Genomic DNA, 25,789 nt, shown 5'->3' with positions numbered 1-25,789 from the left:
CGACGTTTGTACTGGGAGTGTCGCCGTGAACGTAACCGCGGGGGACGTGGTCGTTGATTGCGTGCAGGTTTTAGCTCAAAACTGCCCAGCCGCAGCCGCAATGCCTGCCCTCGACGTAATGTCTACCTGTGCGCGCCGAGCAGATCGCCGAAGAATTCCCCGTCGTCGCAGCCGACTCCAGCGCCCTGGACGCGGTGCGACTGATGGCCGAGCACCGGCTCGCGGGGCTTGTGGTAACCGACGAGAACGGCTGTCCGACGACGATCTTGCCTGCGTCGGAGGTGGTCCGCCTGCTCATACCCGGATACGTCCGCGACGACCCAGCACTGGCGGGAGTGCTCAGCGAGTCGATGGCCGACCGCATCGCCGACAAGCTGAGCGGGAAGTCGGTCGCCGCGGTACTCCCCAACGAACGCCCGGACATGCCGACGGTAAAGGCGGACGACACGATCGTGGAGGTCGCCGCGATCATGGCGCACGAACGCGCTCCGCTGGTCGCGGTGCTCGCGGGCAAGAACCTGATAGGAGTCATCACCGCGTCCCGGCTACTAGAGGTCGCACTGCGATCACTCTGAAGGAACCCTGCCGAAGCGGTGAGCCGCGATGACCACGGTCGCAGTCCTGGTCTTCGTGGTGTCCTACGTGTTGATCGCCACCGAGCGGGTGCCCAAGGTCAAGGCAGCGCTCACCGGTGCCGCCGTCGTAGTGATGCTCGGCATCGTCGGCTCCGAGGACGTGTTCTATTCGCACGACGCCGGCATCGACTGGGATGTCATCTTCCTGCTTCTCGGCATGATGATCATCGTCGGAGTGCTGCGCCAGACCGGTGTATTCGAATATGCGGCGATCTGGGCCACCAAACGCGCCGGCGGGTCCGGGCTACGAGTGATCGTCCTGCTGGTGGTCATCACCGCGGTCGCCTCGGCATTCCTCGACAACGTCACCACCGTGCTGTTGATCGCACCGGTCACCCTGCTGGTATGTGAGCGTCTCGCACTCACACCGGTGCCGTTTCTGATGGCAGAGGTATTCGCCTCCAATATCGGCGGTGCCGCCACCCTGGTGGGCGACCCACCCAACATCATCATCGCCAGCCGAGCCGGACTGTCCTTCAACGACTTTCTGATGCACATGGCTCCCCTGGTGGTCATCGTGCTGGTGGCCTTTGTGCTCGTCCTGCCGATCCTGTTCCGGGGGGCGTTCGCCGTTGATCCGGACCGGGTCGCAGACGTGATGTCGCTCAATGAGCGCGAGGCGATCCGCGACCCACGGCTGCTGACGAAGTGCGGGCTGGTGCTGGCACTGGTATTCATCGCCTTCATCGGCCATTCCGTCATACATATCGCACCCTCAATCGTGGCATTGCTGGGCGCGGGGCTGCTCATTCTGATCTCCGGTGTCGACCGCGAGGACTACCTCGGCAGCGTCGAATGGGAAACCCTGCTGTTCTTCATCGGCCTGTTCGTCCTCGTCGGGGCACTGGTGAGGACCGGCGCGATCGGCGATCTCGCCCGACTGGCCGCCGATGTCACCGGCGGCCATGCGCTCGCCGCGACGATGCTCATCCTGATCGTGTCCGCCGGACTTTCCGGCATCATCGACAACATCCCGTACGTGGCGACAATGAGCCCGGTCGTCGCCGACCTGACCGCCGCCATCACCGATCCTGTTCAGACGCATGCACTTTGGTGGGCACTGGCGGCCGGCGCCGACTTCGGCGGAAACCTCACCGCGGTCGGGGCCAGCGCCAACGTCGTCATGCTCGGTATCGCGGCCCGCGAAGGCCATCCGATCAGCTTCTGGGAGTTCACCCGTAAGGGCGCGATCGTCACCATCCTGACAATCGCGATCGCCGCACCCTACCTGTGGCTGAGGTACTTCGCCTTCCGCTGACGAGTCACCGGCACGGCGGGCCGGCAACCCTTGTCCTATAACGCTACGACGAGTAGCGTAACCCCGCGTGACGCGTAGCTTCCACGTCGGACAACCGTTCGATACGCCGGACATCGACATCACCACGGCGCTGGAGGACGTCAGCATCCCCACCCTGCTGCTGTCGCTGGTGCACATCACGGGCGACCCGTCCTACATCCGCGACTTCACACAGGCCGGACTGTTCCTCAACGAGGTGCAGGGCTTCATGAGCGAGGCGGACAAAGCCCGCGCCCGCGCCGCCGCGCTGCCGGTCATCGCCGACTACCGCGACCGCGGCTGCCCGGTACCCGACCCACTGCCCTCCGAGCTGGTCGAAGAGATGCTCGACTGGGCCGCCTGCGAACCCGTCGACCCGGACAATATGGCGCTGATGCTCGAGGAGCTGGATCTGGAGGGTGCCGACCCCCGGCGTCCGACAGCACTCCAGGTCGCCGACGACTTCAGTGTCATCGTCATCGGCTGCGGAGAGTCCGGTGTGCTGGCGGGCGTGCGGCTCACCCAAGCCGGCATTCCCTTCACCATCGTGGAGAAGAATGCCGGACCCGGCGGAACCTGGTGGGAGAACAGCTATCCCGGCGCGCGTGTCGATGTCGCCAACCACTTCTACTGTTTCAGCTTCGAACCGAGCAATCACTGGGACCACTTCTTCGCCGAACAACCCGAGCTGCGCCAGTACTTCCGCGAGGTGGTGGACCGACACGGCCTGGAGCCGCATATCCGGTGGAACACCGAGGTCCTCTCCGCCACCTGGCAAGACGAGCGCTGGCATGTCACGGTGCGTACCGCCGGCGGCACGCAGACGCTCACCGCCAATGCCGTGATCACCGCTGTCGGCCAGCTCAACCGGCCACAGATCCCCGAGTTTCCCGGGGCGCAGACGTTCGCCGGACCCGCATTCCACTCGGCGAAGTGGGATCACAGCGTCGATGTCACCGGCCAGCGCGTCGCACTGATAGGCGCCGGCGCCAGCGGATTTCAGATCGCCCCGGCCATCGCGGACAAGGTGGCGCATCTGACGGTGTTCCAGCGGACTGCCCAGTGGATGTTCCCCAACCCGATGTATCACGACCGGGTACCCGAGGGCGCCCGCTGGGCCATGCAGCACCTGCCGTTCTACGGCCGGTGGTACCGGTTCCTGCTGCTGTGGCCCGGCGCGGACAAGGGTCTCGACGCCGCCCGAGTCGACCCCGACTACCCAGACCAGGGTAACGCCGTCAGCGAGATCAACGCCCTCGCTCGCATCATGTTCACCGACTGGATCACCACCCAGGTCGGTGACGATCCCGAACTGCTCGCCAAGGTGCTGCCCGACTACCCGGCCACCGGCAAGCGCACCTTGCAGGACAACGGCAGCTGGCTGTCCACCCTCAAGCGCGACAATGTCGATCTGATCCGTACTCCGATCGAACGCATCACGCCGACCGGGATCGTCACCTCCGACGGCGTCGAGCACAAGGTCGATATCATCGTGTACGCCACCGGATTTCGAGCCACCGATGTACTTTTCCCAATGACGGTCACCGGCCGCGACGGTACCGACCTACACGCCCGATGGGGCAGCAGACCGTTCGCCTACCGCGGAATCACGGTGCCCGGCTTTCCCAACTTCTTCATGACCTACGGACCCGGCACGCACCTCGCGCACGGCGGCAGTCTCATCATGAACTCCGAGCTGCAGATGCGCTACATCAACAAGTGCCTCGAGCACCTCATCACTGCGGGTCTGCGATCCATGGAGCCCCTACCCGAACCCACCGCCGCGTGGCATGCCCGGTCCCAGGAGGCGATCCGCAAGACGGTGTGGGCGCACCCGTCGGTCAAGCATTCGTATTTCAAGAACGCCGACGGTGAGATCCACACCGTCAGCCCGTGGCGGCTGTCCGAATATCGTTCCGCCATCGATGAACCCCTCTTCTCCGACTATCAGGAGGCGTGAGTATGCGCGCGGTCGTCGTCGACAGTGCGGGACAGATCAGCGTCGCCGAGCGGCCCGACCCGGTGTTACCCGGCCCCGATGGCGCCATCGTCGAGGTGACCGCCAGCGGCATCTGCGGATCGGACCTGCACTTCCTGGAGGGCCACTACCCCATCGTCGACCCCGTCGCCCTCGGACATGAGGCGGTGGGCATCGTCGTCGAAATCGGCTCGGAGGTAGCCGGATTCGCTGCGGGTGACCGAGTCCTGGTGTCCTCGGTCGCCGGCTGCGGACGCTGCCCCGGCTGCGCGACACACGATCCGATCCGCTGTGTCAGCGGGCCGCAGATCTTCGGCTCGGGAGCGCTCGGTGGTGCGCAGGCCGACCTGCTCGCCGTGCCCGCAGCGGACTTCCAGCTGCTGGCCCTGCCGGACGGTATCGACACCGACCAGGCACTGCTACTCACCGACAACCTGGCCACCGGCTGGGCTGCCGCCAAACGCGCGGACATCCCGATCGGCGGGACAGTCGCGGTGATCGGGCTCGGCGCGGTCGGCATGTGCGCGTTACAGAGTGCCTTCGCTTTGGGCGCTGCCACGATTTTCGCCGTCGACCCGGTGGAGGCCCGCCGCGCCCGCGCGGCGGCACGGGGGGCCGTCCCGGTGTCGCCGCCGTCAGGACAGCCGGTGCGGGAGTTCACCGACGGCCTCGGCGCAGACTCGGTGATCGACGCCGTCGGCACCGACGCCTCGATCAACGATGCGCTCGACACCGTACGTACCGGTGGGACCGTGTCGATTGTGGGCGTGCACGACCTGCAGCCCTACCCACTCCCGGTACTGGCCTGCCTGATCCGCAGCCTGACCATCCGGCTGACCACCGCCCCGGTGCAGCAGACCTGGCCCGAACTGATCCCGCTGCTGCAGGACGGTCGGCTGGATGTCAGCGGAATCTTCACCACCACAATGCCGTTGGACGCCGCGGCAGCCGGATATGCGGCGGCCATGTCACGCTCGGGCGAACACCTGAAGATCCGGCTGCAACCGTAGGTTCACCGGCTCAGTCCGCCGTCTGCTGCACGTGCTCGCGCAGGTTGTCCCGCAGGGTGGCCACCCCGCGCTGCAAGATGCGCAGCTCGTCCAGGGACAGGCCGGTCGCGGCGACCAGATCCATCTCCGCGCCCTGTTCGCGCAGCGCCCGGCCCGCGTCGGTCAGGCTGACGAGCACCTGGCGCTCGTCGCGCGGATCGCGGGTACGGGTGACCAAGCCCACCGATTCGAGTTTCTTCAGGATCGGCGTAAGGGTGTTGGACTCCAGGAACAGCTTGTCGCCCAGCTGCCCGACCGTCTGGTGGTCTTCCTCCCACAGCGCGACGATGGCGATGTACTGGGTGTACGTGACACCGAGTTTGTCCAGGATCGGCTTGTAGGCCCGCCCGTAGGCGAGGTTGGCCGAGTAGACCGCGAAGCACATGAAGTCGGCGAGCTTCGGAACATCCGGTGTCATCGCCCCAGCGTAGCGAAAAATGATCGGATCCGATTTAATCGGATGGGAATGATCTGCCGGAGCCACCCGTTCTGGGTTGTACAACGAACACATCAAACCGAGGGAGCCCCCACATGTCCGTCCTCTACACCGCCCAGACCCACACCACCGGTGGCCGCCAGGGTGAGTCCTACAGCGCCGACGGCAACCTCGACATCCAGCTCACCCCGCCCGGGGCCAACGGCACCGGCACCAACCCCGAGCAGTTGTTCGCCGCAGGCTGGTCCGCCTGCTTCATCAGCGCATTGGGCGTGGCCGCGGCCGCTCAGAAGGTGAAGCTCCCCGCCGACACCGCCGTGGACGCGGAGGTAGACCTGCTCAACACCGACGGCGCATTCTCATTGCAGGCCCGGCTGAACGTCAGCGTGCCCGGTGTGGATCGCGAGATCGCGCAGAAGATCGTGGACGGCGCGCACCAGACCTGCCCGTACTCGAAGGCCACCCGCGGCAACATCCCGGTGACCGTCACCCTGGTCTGATCGCACGGCCAAAGCCCCACCGCCGGCTACTGACGTCCCGTAGCCGGCGGTCGGCTGTTCGGCTCGCCGTCTCTACTCGGCCAGATCCAGCGTCGGCGTCGGCCGGGAGAATCCGCGGGTGACGCCGAGCAACCAGATGAACCCGATCGCCAGCCAGATCAATCCGACGATCAATGCGGTACCGGACAGGCTGGTCCAAAGCCACAGCGTGAGCACGAAACCGATCAGAGGCAGTACCAGGCTACCGAGCAGCTGCGCACCAGCCCGGTGCTTCAGATCGACGAAATAGTGCTTGATCACCGACAGGTTGACCACCGAGAAGGCCACCAGCGCACCGAAACTGACCACCGAGGCCAGTAACGCCAGGTCCACGAACACCGCCGCCAGTGAGATGACTGAGACGAACCCGATCGCGTACACGGGTGTGCTGAAGCGCACCGAGACGTGGCCGAATATCTTGCGCGGCAGGATGCCGTCACGGCCCATCGCGAAGAGAATTCGCGCCACCGACGCCTGCGAAGTGATCGCCGACCCCAGCGCACCGGCAACATAGGCAGCGGTGAAGAAGGAGTTCAGGAACTGCCCACCTGCGGTCGTCATGACCTCCAGGGAGCCGGAGTCGACATCGGCGAATTGGTTGGCCGGGTACACCAGCTGCGAGATGTACGACAGCAAGATGAAGATCAGGCCCGACACCACGGTGGCGATCATGATGGCCCGCGGGACCGTCCGCTTCGGGTCCTTGGCTTCTTCGGAAAGCGTTGACACCGCATCGAAGCCGAGGAAGGACAGGCACAGGATGGCCGCGCCGGCCAGGATCGGGTCGAAGCCGCCGGCCGATCCATCGCCGCGCAAGGGAGCCATCGCGTCGACCGTTCCGGAGTGCGAGATCGCGATGAACGCCATGACGATGAACACCACGATGAAGATCGCCTGGATATCGATGATGAGGAAGTTGGCCCGGTCGACCGACACGATGCCGACGATGTTGAGCACGGTCACGATCACGATGGTGACCAGGACGATCGCCCACGCCGGGATGGCCGGGATGGCGGCGTTGAGATAGATGCCGATGACGAGGTAGTTGAGCATCGGCAGGAACAGATAGTCGAGCAGCAGCGACCAGCCGGCGAGGAAACCGATCGGTGCGCCGAACGACTTCTGCGTGTACGTGTACGCCGATCCGGCCACGGGATACGCCATCGCCATGCGGGCGTACGAACGCGCGGTGAACACCATGGCCGCCAGCGTGACCAGGTAGGCCACCGACAGCCGGCCACCGGTGGTCTCGGTGACGATGCCGTAGGTGGTGAACACCGTCAGCGGCACCATGTACACCAGCCCGAACAGGACCAGCGACGGGAGGCCGAGCACTCGTTTCAGGTTGCCTTCGGTTTCCGCGATCGTCTCAGACATGTTGGTGCCTTTCACTGTTCGGCTGCGTACGCGCGCCGGCCCTGCAGATAGGTGCCGCGTACCCGCAATCCGGGCAGGTCCAGCGCGGCAGTGGTGGTCGGATCGCCGTCCAGCCAGACCAGATCGGCGCTGGCGCCCGGCACGAGGCGGCCCCACGCGTTCTCGGCGAAGGCTTGATACGCCACGGCCGCGGTATAGGACGACAGCGCCCGGTCGATGGGCACGATCTCCTCGGGAATCCAGCCGCCTTCGGGATCACCCTCGGCGGTGCGCCGCGACACCGCAACCGCGATGCCGTCCAGCGGCGCCCCGGAGGACACCGGCCAGTCCGAGCCGAAGGCCAGTGCCGCCCCGGTGTTTTCGAGCGTGTGCATCCGGTACTGCTTATCGGCACGCTCGACACCCAGTCGAGGGATGGTCAGCACCGTCATCAGCGCATCCATCTGCGCCCACAACGGCTGCATGTTGGGAATGACACCGAGCGCGGCGAACCGGTCGATATCCGCGTCATCGATCAGCTGGGCGTGCGCGATGACGGGCCGCCGGTCCCGGGGACCGTTGTGCGCCACCACGTACTCGATGGCGTCGAGCGCCTGGCGCACCGCGGCATCGCCGATCGCGTGGATATGGATCTGGAATCCCAGTTCGTCGACCCGGCGGGCGGCCTCGGCCAGCGAATCGCCTTCCCACAAAGTCATTCCGTGACTACTTCCCGGGTCGCTGCGCTCCTGCCCTCCGTGGCTGTGCAGGCCCGAACAGTACGGCGCCAAAAGCGCCCCGGTCTCGTTCTCCACCACCCCGTCGGCGAAGAATTTCACCGTGTTGGCGGTCAGCAGCGGCGATCCCGCCTGCTGCACCCGATCCCGCGCGGACGCGTATTGCGTTACCTGCGAATCGAAATGACGCGGGTCGGCATAGAACGCCAGATTGAACCGCATCCGCAGCGCGCCCTGCTCGGCGGCGGCAATATAGGTGTCTACGTCGGCCGGCTCCACCCAGGCGTCCTGCACCCAGGTGACACCACGGGCCAGAAAGTAGTCGGCCGCGGTGCCGAGCGCCGCGATGCGCACGGCCTCGTCCCGGGCCGGCATGACATTGCTGACCAGGTCGGTGGCACCCCATTCCCGCAGGGTGCCCAGCACGGACCCGTCCGGACGGTGCGGGATCTCCCCGAGCACCGGATCGTCCATATCCCCGGTGATCCCGGCGCGCAGCAACGCAATGGAGTTCACCCAGAACGTGTGGTAGTCCCACGCCCGCAGCACAACCGGCCGATCCAGTACAGCGGCATCGAGCCAGCGTGCGTCGAACAGACCACCCGGCGCCAGGCTGCCATCATAGGACGCACCGACGATCCATTCCTCGTCCGGATTCTCGGCAGCGAATCTGGCTACCTCCGCGACGATTTCGTCGACCGACCCACACTGACGTACCTGGGGGCCCGCAGCCTCCAGCCCGCCGTACAGGGGGTGCGCGTGCCCGTCCCCGAAGGAGGGCATGAGGAATCCGCCCTCCAGGTCCACGGTCTCGTCCGCCTGCCCTTCGCGGGCCTGCTGCCCCAGCGCCACGATGACGCCGTCGGCGACGAGCAGTGCATCCGAGGTCTGCGCCCCGGTCCAGATTGTTCCGTTGTCAAACAGTGTCGCCACCCGGGGCACTGTACGCCCAGACATCTACGCGCGCTCGGTATTCGGCGAGGGCTGCTGCTGGGTGATGCAGTGAATACCGCCGCCCCGTTCGAACAGTGGTCGGGCGTCCACACCGACCACGGTGCGCCCGGGATACTGTTCGGCCAGGATGGCAGCGGCGTCGGCATCGCGGGGATCGCCGAAGCTGCAGGCGATCACCCCGCCGTTGACCACCAGGTGGTTGATGTAGCTGTAGTCGACGTAGCCTTCGGCGTCGGTGAGGGTATCCGGTGCGGGCATGTCCACGATGTCGAAGCGATCCTCCAGCGCATGTCGAATCTCTTTGCACACCATGGTGTCCGGATGTTCGTCTGCGGTCTGCGTGTGCAGCAGCAACCGCCCCGGTGCGGTGATCGCGGCGACGATGTCGACATGCCCCCTCGTACCGAAGCGCTGCGAGTCACGGGTGAGCCCGCGCGGCAACCACACGACATCGGTCGCGCCGATGGTGCGCGCCAGCTCCGCCTCGACCTGAGCCTTGCCGAGCCCGGGGTTACGTCCGGGGTCGAGTTGCACGGTCTCGGTGACCAACACGGTGCCGTGCCCGTCCACCTGGATACCGCCGCCCTCGTTGACCAACTCCGAGTTGACGATCGGGACACCGGCCAACTCCGCCACGGTCGCGCCGATCTTCTCGTCCCGATCCCAGCGCGCCCAGTCCTGCGCGCCCCACCCGTTGAACACCCAGTTCACCGCGGCCACCGAGCCGTCCTCGGCGTGTACGAAGGTCGGTCCGATATCGCGCATCCACGCGTCGTTCAGCGGTGCTTCGACGATCTCGATCGATTGGGAGACATAGCGTTTGGCCGCAGTCAGCTCGGCCGGATCGACCAGCATGGTGACCGGTTCGAACTCGGCGATGGCGTGTGCGACCGCCGCCCAGGTGGACCTGGCCTCGTGGTGCTCACTTTCGGTGTCACCGAGCGAATACCCCGCCGACGGGAAAGCCATCCATACCCGGTCCTGTGGCGCGGCCTCCGCGGGCATGAGATACGTCATTTGACCACCGCTGTCGCCGCATGCCCCGCACCGTACGGACGCTCGGGGTCGACGGGCGCGGTCAGCGCGCCATAGCTCTCGGGCCGGCGGGTCAACAGGAACGGGAACAGCTCCAGCCAGTCGCGACGCTGGTCCAGGTCGAGATCGGCCACCAGCACGGCCTCCTCGTCACGCGGAGCCGACACCAGCACCCGGCCATAGGGATCCGAGATGAACGACGAACCGTAGAACGACAGCGCGCCCTCGTTCCCGGTGCGGTTGGGCACCACCATGAACAGCCCGCTGTTGATGCCGTTGGCGACGATCACCTGCTGCCACAACGGCTGGGTGTCGAAGGCCGGGAACACCGGCTCGGATCCGATGGCCGTCGGGTAGACGACGATCTCGGCACCACCGAGGGAGTAGCTGCGGGCCACCTCGGGGAACCACTCGTCCCAACAGGTCGGCATGCCCAGCCGCGCGCCGAGGCCCTCGGGCTCGTAGACGGGGTACGCATTCTCTGCCGGCCCGGCCCGGAAGTAGGTGTCCTCGTAGTAACCGGCCGAGATCGGGATGTGCATCTTGCGGGTACGCCCGACCAACTCCCCGGACGGAGACACCAGGATGGCCGTGTTGTAGCCCAGACCGTCTGCGGCAGGGGACTTTTCATAGAGGGAGGCGTGCACGAAGATGCCGTTGGCACGGGCGGCCTCGGCGGCCAGGGCGAAGGTCGGGCCTTCGGTCAGCTCCTCCGCAGCGTCGCCGGGATTCGGGCCGGCCTGCACGTCGGCCGGGTAGCGCAGCAGGGTGATCTCGGGCAGGAACACCACCCGGGCCCCCTCGCCCGCGGCTCGGTCGATGCCGCCCCGCAGCACCCGGGCCAGTTCGGCAGCGTCGTCACGCCAGCGGTGTTGCACGAGCGCGACGCGCAGCGGGTCCCGATCGGAGGCGGTGGTGCGCGACAGCGGAGCGGGCGCGGCTGCGGTCAAGGTAAGCATGTCGATACCCCTAAAACGAATTGATTTCGTTTATTGTGTGATGGACGCCACGACTTCGCAAGTGTTCGGAGAAATTCGCATGGGCCGACCTTCAGTTCCGATCCTGTCCACCGACCGCATCGCACGGGCGGCGATGGACCTGGTCACTGCGACCGGCGGATTCACCATTCCGGACCTGGCCCGCAAGCTGAAGGTCAGCCCGTCCTCGCTGTACAACCACGTCACCGGCCGCGAACAGATCGTCGAACTGCTGCGCGAGATCGCGATGAGCGAGGTCGAGCTCCCCGAACTCGACGGCCCATGGGCCGAGGTGGTCGCCGCGATCATGCGGTCGTATCGACGGAGTTACGCCCGGTACCCGCGATTGATCCCGCTGATGACGGCGTACCCGGTGAGCAGTCCGCACGCGGTCGAAATGTACAACGCGCTCGCCCTGACGCTCACCCGCGCGAGCTTCGGACCCGACGAGACGCTGCACATCATCACCCTCATCGACAATTTCGTCCTCGGCTCCGCACTGGACGCGGCCGCACCCGAAACACCATGGGGCTCAAGTCCGGACGTCGCACCCGAGTTCGCTGCCGCCTTGGCCACCGGTGACCATCGGCCGGGCCGCGCCGACGAGGCCTTCGAGTTCGGGCTGACCGTGCTGCTGCGGGGCATCGGCGGGCCGTAATCTGCCCCAGTGGACAACGATGCGCTGCTGCGGCAACTGCAGGACGACGTGATCATCATCCAGGCGACTGCCCTGGCCGGCGGCCCGGATCTGGAGCGGCAGGTACCCACCTGCCCGGGTTGGACCGTCACCGATCTGCTCGCCCACCTCTGGGTTGTCGAGTCCTGGGTGCGCTCGATCCTGCGTGGCCGGGAGCCGCAATCCACCCCGGAGCCGGGTCCCGCACCCGTCGCCGATTTCATCGACGGCATCCCCGACTTCCTCACCGCCCTGCGCGCCGTGGCGGCCGACGAACCGTGCTGGAATTTCGGGCCGCCGCCCAGGACCGCGGGCTGGTGGATCCGCCGCCAGGCCCATGAGCACGCCATCCATCGCGTCGACCTGGAATCCGCCTTCGGCACCACACCCGTCTTCGACGCGGCGTTCGCCGCCGACGGCGTCGACGAGGTCGTGTCGATGTTCTACCCCCGCCAGGTGCGCATGGAGCGCAGCGGGCCGGTGTCCGAACCCCTGCGGATCGTGGCCGCCGACACGGCAGACACCTGGACCCTCGGCGACGGTGAGCCCGTTACCACCCTGACCGCGGATGCCCAGACGCTCTACCTGGGACTGTGGAAACGCCTCGACCTGCCTGCCGTTGCCCGGATCGACGGCGACGAGGCCGCCGCGCGGCGCACACTCGGGCTGGCGTTGACGCCGTAACCGCCGCCCAGTGTGGGCCCTGTTCACGCGTTTCGACGGGACAGCGTGCACAAGACCCACAATCGGCGTACCAGAGAAGACTTAGCTAGTCTCGCAGCGTGTCGACACATCTGTCCCGGCGCGGTTTCCTGGCGATGACCGCGGGGGTGGCACTGGTGGCCGCGTGCAGCCCCGAGGCCAAACCGGGCACCGTGGCCAAGGACGGGTCGGTGACCGTCAAGCACGCGTTCGGGGAGACCAAGATTCCCGCAGCGCCCACACGGGTGGTCAGCGCGGGCCTCAACGAACAGGACTTCCTGCTGGCGGTGGGTGTGGTGCCGATCGCGGTGACGGACTGGTTCGGCGGGCAGCCGTTCGGGGTCTGGCCCTGGGCCACCGCGAAACTCGGCTCGGCGCAGCCTGCGCTACTGAACCTGGCCAACGGTATCGACACCGACGCCATTGCCGCGCTGAAACCCGACCTGATCGTCGCCACCAACGCCGGGCTGGACAAGGACACCTACGACAAGCTCGCCGGGATCGCGCCGACCGTCGCGCAGTCCGGCCAGGAGGCCTTCTTCGAACCGTGGAAGGACCAGGCCACCACCATCGGGCAGGCGGTCTTCAAGCACGACGAGATGCAGCGGCTCGTCACCGAGGTGGACGACAAGTTCACCACCGCGGGCAAGAACAGCGGGCAGTTCGCCGGGCACACCGCACTCCTTCTGGAGGGCGCGCTCAGTGCCGACCACCTCCTGGTCTGCACCGGATGGCGCAGTGAATTCCTCACCGAACTCGGCTTCTCGGTACCGACGGTGGACTCCCCGGTGCCGCGCGACAAGTTCAAAACCGAGCTCGGCAGCGCCGACGTGTTGATCTGGACCACCGACGGCGACGCCGCCCGGGATGCCCTGCTGACCGAACCGGATATCGCCGCCCGTACGAAACACAACGTGTTCACCGACCCCGAGCTGGCCGCGGCCATCATGTTCTCGTCGCCGTTGTCCCTGCCCCTGGTCGCCGATCGGCTACCGCCGCTGCTGGCGGCGGTGGTGGGCTAGCAACCGGCCCACAGCAATGGCCTGACAAGATATCCGGGTGATCAGCACCGAGGACCGTGAGCCGACCCGTTTCGCGCAGATGGGTTCGGCCTACTATCCGGTCTTCGTCGCGGTGTTCACCGCCCTGGTCATCATCTCCAACGTCACCGCGACCAAGGGCGTGGCGTTCGGGCCGATCCTCACCGACGGTGGCTTCATCGTCTTCCCGCTGACCTATGTGATCGGTGACGTGCTCTCCGAGGTCTACGGATTCAAGGCGGCCCGCAAGGCCATCTTGCTGGGATTCGCGATGAACATCCTCGCGGCCCTCATGTTCTGGGTGACCCTGTACCTCCCGGCAGCCGACTTCTACGAGAACCAGCCGCACCTGGAGAACGTCGTGCACGCCTACACCCAGCTGATCGTCGCCGGCCTGGCCGGCTTCATCGTCGGGCAGACCATCAACGCCTGGGTCGTGGTGGCCATCAAGGAGCGCACCAAGGAGAAGCACCTGTGGGCTCGACTGGTCGGGTCCACCTTCGCCGGTCAGCTCGGCGACACCCTGGTGTTCTGCACCATCGCCGCGGGCGCCATCGGCATCACCACCTTCAAGGATCTCGCCGTCTACACCGCGCTGGGCTGGATCTACAAGACCGCGGTCGAGATCGTGATGCTGCCGATCACCTACCGGGTGATCGCGTACGTCAAACGCCACGAACCGACGTACGCACTGGCTGCCTAAGTCGGCTTTAAGGCTCCTCTGGCAAAGCTCGCAGACCGCGGCGCAATGAACTTACCCGGCGGTAGCGTTGGTAGATGACCGTCACTACGGATTCGCCGGTGCTCAGCACCGTTCGTGAATACGGGGATCAGGCACTGCTCCTCGAGTTCGGCAGCACCGCCGAGGTATTGGCCTGGGCCGCTGCCATCCGCCACGCCGACCTGCTCGGTGTGCTCGACATCGTCCCCGCGTCGCGCACCATCCTGCTCAAGCTGGCCGGGCCGCGTTATGTCGCCCCGACCCGGCAACGGCTGAGCAAGGTGCGCGTCGACCACGAGGCCACCGCACCGCCGGCCGGACCCGATGTGGTGATCGAGGTCGTCTACGACGGTGCCGATCTCGACACGGTGGCCGAGCTGACCGGTTTGAGTCCCGCCCAGGTGATCGCCGCGCACACCGGCAGCCTGTGGCAGGTCGGGTTCGGTGGATTCGCACCGGGTTTCGCCTATCTGGTGGGCGGCGACCCTCGCCTGCACGTGCCACGGCGCTCGGAGCCACGCACCCGGGTCCCCGCCGGCGCGGTGGCCCTGGCCGGCGAGTTCAGCGGTGTCTATCCGCGCGAGACGCCCGGCGGCTGGCAGCTGATCGGGCGCACCGATGCCGTCATGTGGGATATCAACCGCGACCGGCCCGCCCTGCTGGTGCCCGGTATGACCGTGCGATTCGAGGAGGCACGATGAGCGTCACGCTGGAGGTGCTGCGCACCGGGCCGTTGGCTCTGGTGGAGGATCTGGGCCGGCCCGGGCTGGCGCACATGGGCGTCACCCGTTCCGGTGCAGCCGACCGGCGCGCCCACACACTGGCCAACCGACTGGTCGCCAACCCGGGTGAGCACGCCACCGTCGAGGTCACCTTCGGCGGATTCTCGGCCCGGGTGCGCGGCGGGGATGTGGCGATCGCGGTGACCGGAGCGGACACCGATCCGTCGGTCAACGGGAAGCCGTTCGGCACCAACAGCATTCACTACGCCCATGACGGCGAGGTGATATCGCTTGGCGCGCCGCACTCCGGGCTTCGCAGCTATCTGGCGGTGCGCGGCGGCATCGACGTGGCCCCGGTGCTGGGCTCACGCAGTTACGACGTGATGTCCGCGATCGGTCCGGCCCCGCTGCGCGCCGGCGATGTGCTGCCGGTCGGCGAACACACCGCCGAGTTCCCCGAACTGGACCAGGCGCCGGTGGCCTCCATCGAGCCGGACGTTCTGGAGATGCACGTGGTGCCCGGCCCGCGGGACGACTGGTTCGTCGATGCGGACATCCTGGTCCGCACCAACTGGCTCGTCACCAATCGCAGTGACCGCGTCGGCATGCGCCTCGTCGGCATGCCGTTGGAGTACCGCTGGCCCGATCGGCAGCTTCCCAGTGAGGGCGCCACCCGCGGCGCAATCCAGGTACCCCCCAACGGTTTCCCGGTGATTCTGGGGCCCGATCATCCGGTCACCGGCGGCTACCCGGTGATCGGCGTGATCACCGACGACGATCTGGACAAGGTCGGCCAGGCCCGGCCGGGGCAGACCATTCGGTTGCACTGGTCGCACCCGCGCGGCCCGGTGCAGTAGGCGACTGCTCCTGGTAGAACGACAGGTATGGGTGCATACACCGCACGCCTGATCCACACCGCCGATCTCGACGGTGAAACGCGAGCCGACGCCCGCAAGATGGTGCTCGACGCGTTCGCGGGCGACTTCACTGACGCCGACTGGGAGCATGCGCTGGGCGGGATGCACGCGCTCGTCTGGCACCACGGCGCGATCATCGCCCACGGGGCCGTGGTGCAACGCCGGCTGCTGCACCAGGGCCGCGCCCTGCGCTGCGGGTACGTCGAAGCGGTCGCCGTGCGTGCGGATTGGCGCGGACAGGGGCTGGCGGGAGCCGTGCTGGACGCCGTCGAGCAGGTGCTGCGGGGCGCCTACGAGGTCGGTGCGCTCAGTTCCTCAGACGCGGGACGCTCGCTGTACGACGCGCGCGGCTGGGTGAAGTGGCGGGGCGCAACCTCCGCGTTGACCCCGTCGGGTATCACCCCGACCCCCGATGACGACGGAGCCGTCTACGTGTTGCCGTTGACCGCACAACTCGACCCCGACGGGGGTCTGACCTGCGATTGGCGGGACGGCGACATTTGGTGAAACCGTTGCCCACGGATCTCACAGGAGTACTCTGGCGGCAGTGAGCGGAAGTTCACAGCTGGGCTATCGCAGAGAGTGTTCGCGCAACATAGCCTTCCTAACGTGGGTGGCATGCGCAGCCCGCAGCACCTTCGCGATGACGCGACACACCTCGGCAACGGCCGGGTAACCCGCCCGAAACATGAGCTGAATACACAGGTGCCATGACCGAACCTGATTGGGCTCCGCTCACCGGGTTCCGGGTTGCGGTCACCTCGGCTCGGCGTTCCGAGGAGCTGAGCGCACTGCTGACGCGGCGCGGTGCCGACGTCACGAGCGCGGCCGCCATCGCCATGGTCCCGCTTCCCGACGACGACGAACTGCGCACCAACACCGAGGCCCTCATCGCGGCCCCGCCGGATATCGTCATCGCCACCACCGGGATCGGGCTGCGCGGGTGGATCGCCGCCGCCGACGGCTGGGGACTGGCCCGCGAACTGACCTCCGCGCTGTCCAAGGCGCGGATTGTGTCCCGCGGGCCGAAGGCCACCGGGGCGTTACGCGCGGCCGGCCTGCCCGAGGAGTGGTCGCCGGAATCGGAGTCCTCCCGCGAACTGCTGCACTATCTGCTGGAGGGCGGCATCGTCGGCATGCGGATAGCCGTGCAGTTGCACGGTGCCACCGACGAGTGGGATCCGTTCCCGGAATTCCTCGACGAGTTGATGGCCGCCGGCGCCCACGTGGTGCCCATCCGGGTGTACCGCTGGCATCCCGCACCACGCGGTGGCGCCTTTGACCAACTGGTGATGGCCATCGCCGATCAACGATTCGATGCCGTGAGCTTCACCTCCGCCCCCGCCGTCGCGGCCACGTTGATGAGGGCGGCCGAACTCGGTGTGGAGGACTCGTTGCTGCACGCGTTGCGCACCACCGTGCACGCCATGTGCGTCGGCCCCGTGACCGCCCGGCCGCTGGTCCGGCTCGGCGTGCCCACCTCGGCCCCGGAACGGATGCGCCTGGGTGCGCTGGCCCGGCACATCACCGATGAGCTGCCGCTGCTGCAGTCCCGCCGTATCCGGGTGGCCGGACATGTCCTGGAGATCCGGGGCACCTGCGTGATGGTCGACGAGGTGGTCAAGGAGCTCCCGCCGGCGGGTATGGCCACCATCCGCGCGCTTGCGCACCGGCCGGGCGCGGTGGTGTCACGCGCCGACCTGCTGGGCGCCCTGCCCGGCAGTGGCACCGACACCCACGCCGTCGAAACGGCGGTGCTGCGGTTACGAACGGCGCTGGGCGACAAGAACATCGTCGCAACCGTCGTCAAGCGCGGCTATCGGTTGGCCGTGGACGAATTCCCGGTGGGTGCATGATGAGATACGTCTTGGTGGCGCACGGCACCCGTAAGGCCGGCGGGGTGAACATGGTCGGCGAGCTGGCGCAGCGCGTCTCCTCGGTGTTGGACCGTGAGGTGCGCGTGGCGTTCGTCGACGTCCTCGGGCCGACGCCGTGCGAGGTGCTCGATTCGTTGCCCGCACACGAACCGGCCGTCGTGGTGCCGGCGTTCCTGGCCGGTGGCTACCACGTGCGGGTGGACGTGCCCGCCCATGTCGCGGCCAGCGGGCACCAGCGGGTCGTTGTCACCCAGCCGCTGGGGCCATGCCACGGAACGGTGCGGGTCATGGCCGACAGACTCTTCGAATCAGGCTGGCGGCCAGGCGATTCCGTCATCCTGGCGGCCGCGGGCACCTCGGATCGCAGTGCGCAGTCCGATCTGCGTAAGACCGCGGCGATGCTATCGGCCCTGACCGGAGACCGCGTAGAGCTTGCTTTCGCCGCTACCGGGGCCCCCACCGTCGCGGAGGCCGTCCAAGCTGCGCGCCACCGCACGGATGGACGGGTGGCGGTCGCGTCCTATCTGCTGGCCGACGGGCTTTTCCAGGATCGGCTGCGTGCCTCCGGTGCCGATATCGTCGGCGACCCACTCGGCATCCACCCGGGCATGGTCCGGCTGATCGCCGGCAGGTTCCGCCGGGCCGGTGTGGTCGGCCTGCCCACCGCGGCGTAGCCGGCCCAGGTACGGGACCGCAGACACGGACCCCAGCAGCACCGCTCCCCCAAGGGCAACCGCCGCGGCCACCGTCCGCCGGGTGTCGATCAACCCGTCGCACTGTTCGGCGTAGTCGCTGGTCTCGAACTGCGGCCCGCTCAGGATGTTCTGGTCGAAGTTGAGCCGGTCCACCTTGGCGGCAACCTCGAAATCGGGACGGAAGCCGTCCCCGCACGGAATGGGTGCGCCGCTGCGGTCCACCGCCCCAAGTCCGACGGCTGTGGCGAGGGCCAGCAGCGAGCCCAGCACCCCTGCCGCTCCGACCAGCGTCGCTACCGAACGCATCCCCATAACGCCCCCCACTTCAGGATCGATACTAGTCAGTGCCGACGGTTGGCTCGAGTCGGCCGCTTGATGTTCACCTGCACGAAAGGTTGGCGGCAATTACCAGATGGCGCAGCACTTTTCAAATTGAACTCGACGTCCGAGGTTGACATAACGCAACTGGTCGGACGCGTCGCACTCCTCGGCTACTATCTCTGCGATGGCTTCACAATGGGGGCGGCGCAGCTACGGGAGTGGCTGCTCACCGCGTTAGACGACACGGACGGGACGATGACCACCGCGGAACTGCGCGACTACGTGCAGCTCAAGGGCAAGGCTCTGGGCAAAAGCGCGGTGATCGAGTCGGTCTATCGGAATCTCACCGTGTTGGAGCGGCGTGGGGACGTCGTGCGCCGGCCCGGACCGGGCCGGGACGCCCACTGGGCCGCCGCCGCTACACAGCGATCTGCACAAGACCGTCCGGCGTAAGCCGGGTCCGGAACACCGCAACCGACACGTCCGGGTCGTCCAGGCAACTGCCGTCGTCAAAGGCGAAGGCCTGCTTCTTGATTGGCGTCTGCACGCAGGCGCGGCCGGCACGGTCCCCGACGATCCCACGTGACATCACCGCGGCACCGGAGAACGGGTCGATATTGGAGACGGCATGCAGCGACCCGTCGTCCAGGCGGAACAGTGCCACCTGGGTCTGGTCGGGCAACAGCACGCCCACGCCGCGGCACGGCAAAAGCCGGTCGTACGGGCAGGCTTCGACCCACTCCCAGTCACCCTGGGCGTCAACGTCTTTGCGGTCGTCGAGCAAGGTCATGACTTCTCCTGAACTGGCCGCAGGGTGGGCATCCCGATCGGCACCTTGCGGCCCGAGGATTCGGTGAACTCGATCGTGGGATCCACCACATCGGGGGCGTTGACGAACGACACGAAACGCGACAGCTTCTCCGGGTCGTCGAGCACACCTTTCCATTCGCAGGCGTAGCCGGCGACGTGCCGCTCCATGGCCGCCTCGAACTCCGCGGCCAGGCCGAGCGAGTCGTTGCACACCACATCACGGAGGTGATCGAGTCCGCCGTCCATGGCCTCCAGCCACGGCGCGGTGCGCTGTAGCCGATCGGCAGTGCGGATGTAGAACATCAGGAACCGGTCGATGTACCGCACCAGGGTCTCGTCATCGAGGTCACTGGCCAGCAGTTTGGCGTGCCGCGGCGACATACCGCCGTTGCCGCACACGTAGAGGTTCCATCCCTGCTCGGTGGCGATGACCCCGACGTCCTTGCTCTGGGCCTCCGCGCACTCTCGAGCGCAGCCCGACACCGCCATCTTGATCTTGTGCGGTGAACGCAGACCGCGGTAGCGCTTCTCGATCTCGACGGCCATGTTCACCGAATCCTGCTGGCCGTACCGGCACCACGTGCTGCCCACGCAACTCTTCACGGTGCGAAGGGATTTGCCGTAGGCCTGACCCGATTCCATGCCGCCTTCGACCAGGCGCCGCCAGATCTCGGGCAACTGATCGACCCGGGCGCCGAACATGTCGATGCGCTGCCCACCGGTGATCTTGGTGTAGAGGTCGAAATCCCGGGCGATCTCGCCGATCAGGATCAGTTGCTCCGGGGTGATCTCGCCGCCGGGTGACCGCGGCACCACCGAGTAGCTGCCGTTGCGCTGGATATTGGCCAGGAAGTGGTCGTTGGAATCCTGTAGCGAAGCCTGCTCACCGTCGAGCACGTGATCCGAACTGGTGGACGCCAGGATGGACGCGACGGTGGGTTTGCAGATATCGCAACCCTTTCCGGTGCCGAACTTCTCGATGAGGCCGGAGAACGTGCGGATCTCGGTGGCACTGACGATCTCGAACAGCTCGGCACGCGACTGGCCGAAATGCTCGCACAGCGCCTTGGACTGCTCGACCCCCTCGGCCTCCAGCAGCTGCTTGAGCAGCGGCACACATGATCCGCACGAGGTGCCGGCCAGGGTGCACTTCTTCAGGCCGGCGACGTCGTCACAGCCACCGCAGATGGCCTCCTTGAGATCACCTTTGGTGACGTTGTTGCAGGAGCAGATCTGGGCGAGATCGGGCAGCGCCCCGACACCGAGTGCCGGTGCGTCGCCGTCGGTCACCGGGGCGATCAGTGCCAGCGGGTCACCCGGCAGCTCGCTGGCCACCATGGGCCGCAGCACACCGTAGGCCGACGCGTCGCCGACCAGGATGCCGCCGAGCAACGTCTTGGCGTCATCGGAGAGCACCAGTTTGGCGTAGGTCTGCTTGACTGGGTCGTTGACCACGACCTCCAGGCAGTTCGGCGTATGTCCTTGGGCATCACCGAAACTCGCGACGTCGACGCCGAGCAGCTTGAGCTTGGTCGACATGTCCGCGCCGGGGAACTCGGCCTCGCCACCGAGCAGCCGGTCGGCCACCACTTCGGCGGTGGTGTAGCCGGGGGCCACCAGCCCGTAGCAGCGGCCTTCGATGGCAGCCACCTCGCCGATGGCGTAGATGTGCGGATCGCTTGTGACACAGGAAAGGTCGGTGAGCACGCCACCGCGTTGAGCGATGTCCAGGCCGGCGGCGCGGGCCAGTTCGTCCCGCGGGCGCACACCGGCGGCGAAGACCACCACGCCGGCGTCGATGGTGCTGCCGTCGTTGAGTGTGACCCGCATCGAATCGTCGACGGCGGATTTACGGATGGGCCGGTGCCGCTGCGCCGGGGCGATGCTCTCGGTGGCCACCGCGGTGTGCACTTCGATACCGAGGCTTTTGATCATCCGGCTCAGCAGCACACCGCCGGCCTCGTCGAGTTGGTTGGCCATCAAGTGCGGCGACATCTCCAGCACGTGGGTGGTGAGCCCGAACCCACGCAGGGCGTTGGCCGCTTCCAGACCGAGCAGGCCGCCGCCGATGACGACACCCACCGGGGTGCTCGTGGCCAGGGCGGTGTTCGCGCCCGCGCGGATGGCGTCCAGATCATCGAGGGTGCGGTAGACGTGCACCTGCGGCAGGTCGTGTCCGGGCACCGGGGGCACGAAGGCGTACGACCCGGTGGCCAGCACCAGGGCGTCGTATTCCAGCACCTGGCCGTCGGCGGCGGTCACGGTCTTGGCGACCCGGTCGATCTCCCGGGCCGCCAAGCCGAGGTGCAGCACGACGTCGTTGTCGCCTGCATAGTCGTTACCGGACAAGGCCAGCGCGGCCCGGTTCCAGTGCTCGGTGTATCCCGTCAGACCGACGCGGTCGTATGCCGCATCGGCTTCCTCGGACAGGATGGTGACCCGCCAGGAGCCTTCGGTGTCCCGGGATCGCAGGGCTTCGACGAACCGGTGTCCGACCATGCCGTGTCCGACCACGACAACATGCTTGGCTGAGTGCATACCACGACGTTAGGGAGTCGATATTGCCGAAATGTCGCGTCGTGTGAAGCGGCCGTCACGGTGTTCTCACATCGGCCGGGAGGCGGGTGTGAGTGCCCTCCTGTCGATAAGTGACCGGTCGGCTATGATTTCATCGTGCCCCGTCCCGCGAATCCCGAGGTACGCCAGCGCCTGCTCGACGCCGGCCTCGGCTTGGTGCACGCCCGCGGGTTCGCCGCCAGCGGGGTCAAAGACATCACCGACGTCGCCGGCGTGCCGAAAGGCTCCTTCTACGCCTATTTCCCCAGTAAGGAAGAGTTCGGCGCCGCGATCCTGAACCATTACTGGTCCGATATCGAAGCACGGCTGTTGCCGATCCTGGAGTCGAACGGGCCGGCGCGCAAGCGGATCATCCGCTTCTTCCGCGCACTCACCGACGATCACGAGGCCGAAGACTTCCTGCTCGGCTGCCTGGTCGGCAACCTGTCGCTGGAACTGGGCGGGTCCAGCGAGTCGGTCCGCGCCGAACTGCTGCGCATCCTGGACCGCTGGGATGACGCACTCGCGGCGTGCGTGCGTTCCGGGCAGCGTGACGGCGAAGACTTCAGGGCCGACATCAGAACCGATATCGATGCCGGCGAACTGGCCGCCACCCTGATCGAAGCGTGGGAGGGCGCCGCCTTGCGCGGGAAGGTCATCCGCAGCCGCGCCCCCTATCAGCGCTTCGAAGCGGTCACGATCCCCGCCCTCCTCACGCCCTGATCCACCGCGAGTCTGACGCATCACACCTCAGGCACGTTGTTAATAGACGACCGGTCACTTATTATTGTGGGCAGTCACCCACACAAGGACGGTCCAATGAAGCTCACCACATCGGGAGAACCCGCGAACCCCGCCTTGCCGGCCTCCGGGTTCGTCTTCGACGCGAAGCGCGCGGCGCTCGTCATCACCGATCCGCAGATCGATTTCCTCAGCGCCGAGGGGGCGTCCTGGGCGGCGTTCGGGCCCAGCGTCATCGAGAACGACACCGTCGCCCACATCGGTGAACTCCTGCGCGCCGCGAAGTCGGCCGACATCACCGTCGCGGTGTCTCCGCACTACTTCTATCCGACCGACGAACAGTGGACTTTCGGCGATCCGCTCGAACAGTTCATGAGTTCGGTCGGCATGTTCGCACGCCAGGGGGCGTACACCCTCGACGGGTTCACCGGCTCGGGCGCGGACTTCCTGCCCGCATACCACTGCCATATCCACGACGGACGAACCGTGATCACCTCACCACACAAGATCGTCGGCCCGGAATCGAACGACCTCGTCCTTCAGTTGCGCAAACGTGGTGTGAGCCAGGTGATCCTGGCCGGAATGGCCGCCAACCTGTGCGTCGAAGGACACCTGCGCGAACTCATCGAGCAGGGTTTCGAGGTGGCGGTGGTCAAGGATGCCACCGCCGGGCCGCGCCTGCCCGAAGGCGACGGGTACCTGGCGGCACTGGTGAACTTCCGCTTCCTCGCCAGCGCGGTGTGGACCACCGCGCAGGCCATCAAACACCTTCAAGGAGAACAGAAATGAGACTTTTCGAACAACGGATCAAGCTGCGCGACGATGCCGGCGAGATGCCCGCCCTCGGGTTCGGGACCTTGATCTCCGACAGTCGGCGCACCCGCGAGGTGGTCAGAACCGCTGTCGAGATGGGCTTCCGGCACCTCGACGCCGCCGAGCGCTACCGCAACGAAGCCGAGGTGGGTGAGGCGCTCAAAGATGTGTTCGACGCCGGTACCGTCCGGCGCGACGACCTGTTCCTGACCACCAAGCTGTGGAACAACAACCACCGCCCGGAACGGGTCAAACCCGCCCTGCAGGCGAGCCTGCGCCGGCTCGGGGTGGAGGCCGCCGACCTCTACCTGATGCACACCCCGTTCGCATTCCGGCCTGGCGACGACCAGGATCCCCGCGATGATTCCGGTGCCGTCGTGTATGACGACGGTGTCACCCTCGAAGAAACCTGGGCCGCGATGGAGGAGCTGGTCGACGCCGGGCTCACCCGCGCCATCGGTCTGTCCGATATCGACGTCGAGGGCACCCGCAGAATCGTCACCGCGTCCCGGATCAAACCGGCGGTCGTGGAAGTGGAAGCGCACCCCTACCACCCGCAGTGGGAGCTGCATGACTATTGCCGAGCCGAAGACATCGCCCTGCTCGCGTTCGCGCCGCTGGGGCATGCCCTGGAGCCGCGGCTTCTCGATGACCCGGTCATCGTCGCCATCGCGGCCGACGCGGGGAAAACCCCGGCCCAGGTGCTCCTGGCCTGGGGCATCCAGCGCGGCACCGCGGTTCTCACGTCGTCGGTCAGCGTCACGCGGATAGCCGAGAACTTCGACGTCACTGCACTTTCGGAACACGCGATGGACCAGATCAGCCATCACCTGCAGACCCGCCGCCGATTCAACTCGGTTGTCGACGCCGGCGAACCAGGATTCACCGAGGTGCCCGCCGGCAGCTGATGCCGGCGCGCGGCCAGACCGGCGTAGCGTGTCGGTGGAAACGTGATCTGGAGGTCTGAGAATGCCCACGGCAGCGCAATTGATGGTCGAGTGCCTTGAAGCAGAGGGAGTTTCACTGGTTTTCGGGATCCCCGGCGAGGAGAACATCAGATTCGTGCAGGCGCTCGCCGGCTCGTCGACGATCCGTTATGTGCTGACCCGCCACGAGCAGGCCGCCGCATTCATGGCCGAGATGTACGGGCGTGTGACGGGACGACCCGCCGTGGTGTCGAGCACGCTGGGCCCGGGCGCGATCAACATGCAACTCGGGGTGGCCGATGCGACCACCAACAGCACCCCCTTGGTGGCCATCTCGGCACAGGTGGGACGCAACCGCGAGTACAAGGAATCCCACCAGTACGTCGACCTGGTGTCGATGTTCGCGCCCATCACCCGGTGGTCCGACGGGGTGCCCACTCCACTGGCCATCCCCGAGATGTTCCGTAAGGCATTCAAACTCGCCGAAACCGAGCGTCCCGCGGCGGTGTACCTCGCCATCCCGGAGGACATCGACGCCGACGAAGGCGACTACGCGTTACACCCACTGCCACGCAACGTGGTTCGCGCCGAATCCCCCTCCCCCGGCCAGATCGCGCGCGCCGTCGCGGTGCTGAAGGAGGCGAAACGGCCGGTGATCCTGGCCGGCCACGGCGCCGCCCGTGCGGATGCGACGACGGCGCTGGTGCAGCTGTCCGAAGAACTCGGCATCCAGGTGGCCAATACCTTCCACGGCAAGGGTGTGATGCCCGACGATCATCCCAACGGCATGGGCACCCTCGGCTTCATGCGGCACGACTACGTGAACTTCGGCTTCGACGATGCCGACACCATCATCGCCGTCGGCTATGAACTGCAGGAATTCGACCCGGTGCGGATCAACCCGAACGCCGACAAGCGGATCATCCACGTGCACCGGTTTCCGGCCGAGGTGGACGCGCACTACTCCGTCGACGTCGGCATCATGGGCGATATCAGCGCCTCACTCGACGCAATCCGGGAGGCGATGGCCGGGCAACGCTACGACCGGGAGCGCCCCGCGCCCGGCGCTCATCTGCTCGCCGAGGAGATCGCACGCGGCGCCCATGATGCGCGCTACCCGCTGGCCCCGGCCCGGGTGGTGGCCGATACCCGGGCCGCGCTGGGACGCAGCGATATCGTGTTGGTCGACACCGGTGCGGCCAAGATGTGGATGGCCAGGCTCTACCCGACCTATGAGCGCAACACCTGTCTGATCTCCAACGGGCTGTCCACCATGGCGTTCTCCCTGCCCGGCGCCTTA

The 25,789-nt window shown here is 66.8% G+C and carries 25 protein-coding genes and 1 pseudogene; 19 read left to right on the top strand and 7 right to left on the bottom strand.

The window, feature by feature from the left end:
• Window positions 1-128: 128 nt before the first annotated feature.
• The 4 genes from FHU31_RS03255 to FHU31_RS03240 all read left to right on the top strand — a co-directional run bounded on the left by FHU31_RS03255 (window position 129) and on the right by FHU31_RS03240 (window position 4,899).
• A complete protein-coding gene (locus FHU31_RS03255) occupies window positions 129-575 on the top strand; it encodes a CBS domain-containing protein (RefSeq protein WP_167155843.1) in 447 nt (148 codons plus the stop codon).
• A 28-nt stretch (window positions 576-603) separates the two neighbouring features.
• Window positions 604-1,893, top strand: a complete 1,290-nt coding sequence (locus FHU31_RS03250; RefSeq protein WP_167155839.1) for an ArsB/NhaD family transporter — start codon at window positions 604-606, stop codon at window positions 1,891-1,893.
• A gap of 67 nt (window positions 1,894-1,960) precedes the next feature.
• Window positions 1,961-3,871: a flavin-containing monooxygenase gene (locus FHU31_RS03245; protein ID WP_167155836.1), complete on the top strand. Its 1,911-nt coding sequence runs from the start codon at window positions 1,961-1,963 to the stop codon at window positions 3,869-3,871.
• A gap of 2 nt (window positions 3,872-3,873) precedes the next feature.
• Window positions 3,874-4,899 carry an alcohol dehydrogenase catalytic domain-containing protein gene (locus FHU31_RS03240; protein ID WP_167160569.1) on the top strand — a complete coding sequence of 342 codons (1,026 nt, stop codon included), beginning with the start codon at window positions 3,874-3,876 and terminating at the stop codon, window positions 4,897-4,899.
• A 10-nt stretch (window positions 4,900-4,909) separates the two neighbouring features.
• Here FHU31_RS03240 and FHU31_RS03235 read toward each other — a convergent pair whose 3' ends face one another.
• A complete protein-coding gene (locus FHU31_RS03235) occupies window positions 4,910-5,356 on the bottom strand; it encodes a MarR family winged helix-turn-helix transcriptional regulator (RefSeq protein WP_167155833.1) in 447 nt (148 codons plus the stop codon).
• A 113-nt stretch (window positions 5,357-5,469) separates the two neighbouring features.
• Between FHU31_RS03235 and FHU31_RS03230 the strand changes: the two genes are divergently transcribed.
• Window positions 5,470-5,874, top strand: coding sequence for an organic hydroperoxide resistance protein (locus tag FHU31_RS03230; protein WP_167155830.1), 405 nt, complete (start codon window positions 5,470-5,472; stop codon window positions 5,872-5,874).
• A 72-nt stretch (window positions 5,875-5,946) separates the two neighbouring features.
• On the opposite strand, the gene FHU31_RS03225 is transcribed toward FHU31_RS03230, so the two are convergent.
• Genes FHU31_RS03225 through FHU31_RS03210 form a run of 4 tightly spaced genes read right to left on the bottom strand, consistent with a single transcriptional unit; the run spans window position 5,947 to window position 10,954 of the window.
• Window positions 5,947-7,290, bottom strand: a complete 1,344-nt coding sequence (locus FHU31_RS03225) for an APC family permease (RefSeq protein ID WP_167155827.1) — start codon at window positions 7,288-7,290, stop codon at window positions 5,947-5,949.
• A gap of 11 nt (window positions 7,291-7,301) precedes the next feature.
• Window positions 7,302-8,963, bottom strand: coding sequence for an amidohydrolase (locus FHU31_RS03220; RefSeq protein WP_167155824.1), 1,662 nt, complete (start codon window positions 8,961-8,963; stop codon window positions 7,302-7,304).
• On the bottom strand, window positions 8,964-9,977 hold the full coding sequence (locus FHU31_RS03215) for an agmatine deiminase family protein (RefSeq protein ID WP_167155822.1): 1,014 nt from the start codon (window positions 9,975-9,977) through the stop codon (window positions 8,964-8,966). It abuts the gene before it with no gap.
• Window positions 9,974-10,954, bottom strand: coding sequence for a nitrilase-related carbon-nitrogen hydrolase (locus FHU31_RS03210; RefSeq protein WP_167155819.1), 981 nt, complete (start codon window positions 10,952-10,954; stop codon window positions 9,974-9,976). The genes FHU31_RS03215 and FHU31_RS03210 overlap by 4 nt, the downstream gene beginning before the upstream one ends.
• A 79-nt stretch (window positions 10,955-11,033) precedes the next feature.
• On the opposite strand from FHU31_RS03210, the gene FHU31_RS03205 reads away from it, so the two are divergent.
• From FHU31_RS03205 to FHU31_RS31395, 10 genes are all read left to right on the top strand, one after another.
• Window positions 11,034-11,630, top strand: a complete 597-nt coding sequence (locus FHU31_RS03205) for a TetR/AcrR family transcriptional regulator C-terminal domain-containing protein (protein ID WP_167155816.1) — start codon at window positions 11,034-11,036, stop codon at window positions 11,628-11,630.
• 9 nt (window positions 11,631-11,639) lie between these two features.
• Window positions 11,640-12,332, top strand: coding sequence for a maleylpyruvate isomerase family mycothiol-dependent enzyme (locus tag FHU31_RS03200; protein WP_167155813.1), 693 nt, complete (start codon window positions 11,640-11,642; stop codon window positions 12,330-12,332).
• 98 nt (window positions 12,333-12,430) lie between these two features.
• Window positions 12,431-13,372: an ABC transporter substrate-binding protein gene (locus tag FHU31_RS03195; protein ID WP_167155810.1), complete on the top strand. Its 942-nt coding sequence runs from the start codon at window positions 12,431-12,433 to the stop codon at window positions 13,370-13,372.
• 79 nt (window positions 13,373-13,451) lie between these two features.
• The gene (locus FHU31_RS03190; protein ID WP_167160567.1) at window positions 13,452-14,093 is read left to right on the top strand and encodes a queuosine precursor transporter; all 642 of its coding nucleotides are present in this window, start codon (window positions 13,452-13,454) and stop codon (window positions 14,091-14,093) included.
• A 74-nt stretch (window positions 14,094-14,167) separates the two neighbouring features.
• Complete coding sequence (locus FHU31_RS03185; RefSeq protein WP_167155807.1) at window positions 14,168-14,812, top strand: 5-oxoprolinase subunit B family protein; 645 nt, start codon at window positions 14,168-14,170, stop codon at window positions 14,810-14,812.
• Complete coding sequence (locus tag FHU31_RS03180) at window positions 14,809-15,690, top strand: 5-oxoprolinase/urea amidolyase family protein (protein ID WP_167155804.1); 882 nt, start codon at window positions 14,809-14,811, stop codon at window positions 15,688-15,690. The genes FHU31_RS03185 and FHU31_RS03180 overlap by 4 nt, the downstream gene beginning before the upstream one ends.
• 27 nt (window positions 15,691-15,717) lie before the next feature.
• Window positions 15,718-16,257, top strand: coding sequence for a GNAT family N-acetyltransferase (locus FHU31_RS03175; RefSeq protein WP_167155801.1), 540 nt, complete (start codon window positions 15,718-15,720; stop codon window positions 16,255-16,257).
• A gap of 203 nt (window positions 16,258-16,460) precedes the next feature.
• Window positions 16,461-17,606: a uroporphyrinogen-III synthase gene (locus FHU31_RS03170; RefSeq protein ID WP_167155799.1), complete on the top strand. Its 1,146-nt coding sequence runs from the start codon at window positions 16,461-16,463 to the stop codon at window positions 17,604-17,606.
• On the top strand, window positions 17,606-18,301 hold the full coding sequence (locus FHU31_RS03165; RefSeq protein WP_167160565.1) for a sirohydrochlorin chelatase: 696 nt from the start codon (window positions 17,606-17,608) through the stop codon (window positions 18,299-18,301). Before FHU31_RS03170 ends, FHU31_RS03165 begins: the two co-directional genes overlap by 1 nt.
• Window positions 18,302-18,694: 393 nt before the next feature.
• A complete protein-coding gene (locus tag FHU31_RS31395) occupies window positions 18,695-19,096 on the top strand; it encodes a helix-turn-helix domain-containing protein (protein WP_234901127.1) in 402 nt (133 codons plus the stop codon).
• Here the strand turns inward: FHU31_RS31395 and nirD are convergent.
• Both nirD and nirB read right to left on the bottom strand, forming a co-directional pair.
• Entirely contained in the window at window positions 19,062-19,433 is a 372-nt protein-coding gene (nirD, locus tag FHU31_RS03155; protein WP_167155797.1) for a nitrite reductase small subunit NirD, read from the bottom strand. The genes FHU31_RS31395 and nirD overlap by 35 nt on opposite strands.
• Entirely contained in the window at window positions 19,430-21,991 is a 2,562-nt protein-coding gene (gene nirB / locus FHU31_RS03150; protein ID WP_167155794.1) for a nitrite reductase large subunit NirB, read from the bottom strand. Before nirB ends, nirD begins: the two co-directional genes overlap by 4 nt.
• A 135-nt stretch (window positions 21,992-22,126) precedes the next feature.
• Between nirB and FHU31_RS03145 the strand changes: the two genes are divergently transcribed.
• The 4 genes and pseudogenes from FHU31_RS03145 to FHU31_RS03130 all read left to right on the top strand — a co-directional run.
• On the top strand, window positions 22,127-22,732 hold the full coding sequence (locus tag FHU31_RS03145) for a TetR/AcrR family transcriptional regulator (protein WP_167155791.1): 606 nt from the start codon (window positions 22,127-22,129) through the stop codon (window positions 22,730-22,732).
• A 96-nt stretch (window positions 22,733-22,828) separates the two neighbouring features.
• On the top strand, window positions 22,829-23,539 hold the full coding sequence (locus FHU31_RS03140) for a cysteine hydrolase family protein (protein ID WP_167155788.1): 711 nt from the start codon (window positions 22,829-22,831) through the stop codon (window positions 23,537-23,539).
• Window positions 23,536-24,471: an aldo/keto reductase gene (locus FHU31_RS03135; RefSeq protein ID WP_167155785.1), complete on the top strand. Its 936-nt coding sequence runs from the start codon at window positions 23,536-23,538 to the stop codon at window positions 24,469-24,471. Before FHU31_RS03140 ends, FHU31_RS03135 begins: the two co-directional genes overlap by 4 nt.
• A 61-nt stretch (window positions 24,472-24,532) precedes the next feature.
• Window positions 24,533-25,789 (top strand): annotated as a pseudogene (locus FHU31_RS03130) (acetolactate synthase large subunit); the annotation flags it as partial.

Origin of the sequence: Mycolicibacterium fluoranthenivorans, from assembly GCF_011758805.1 — a bacterium.
In the GTDB taxonomy this organism is placed as follows: Bacteria; Actinomycetota; Actinomycetes; order Mycobacteriales; family Mycobacteriaceae; genus Mycobacterium; species Mycobacterium fluoranthenivorans.
Note: the sequence above shows the minus strand (reverse complement) of the source record. Positions and strands in the feature narration are given on the sequence as shown.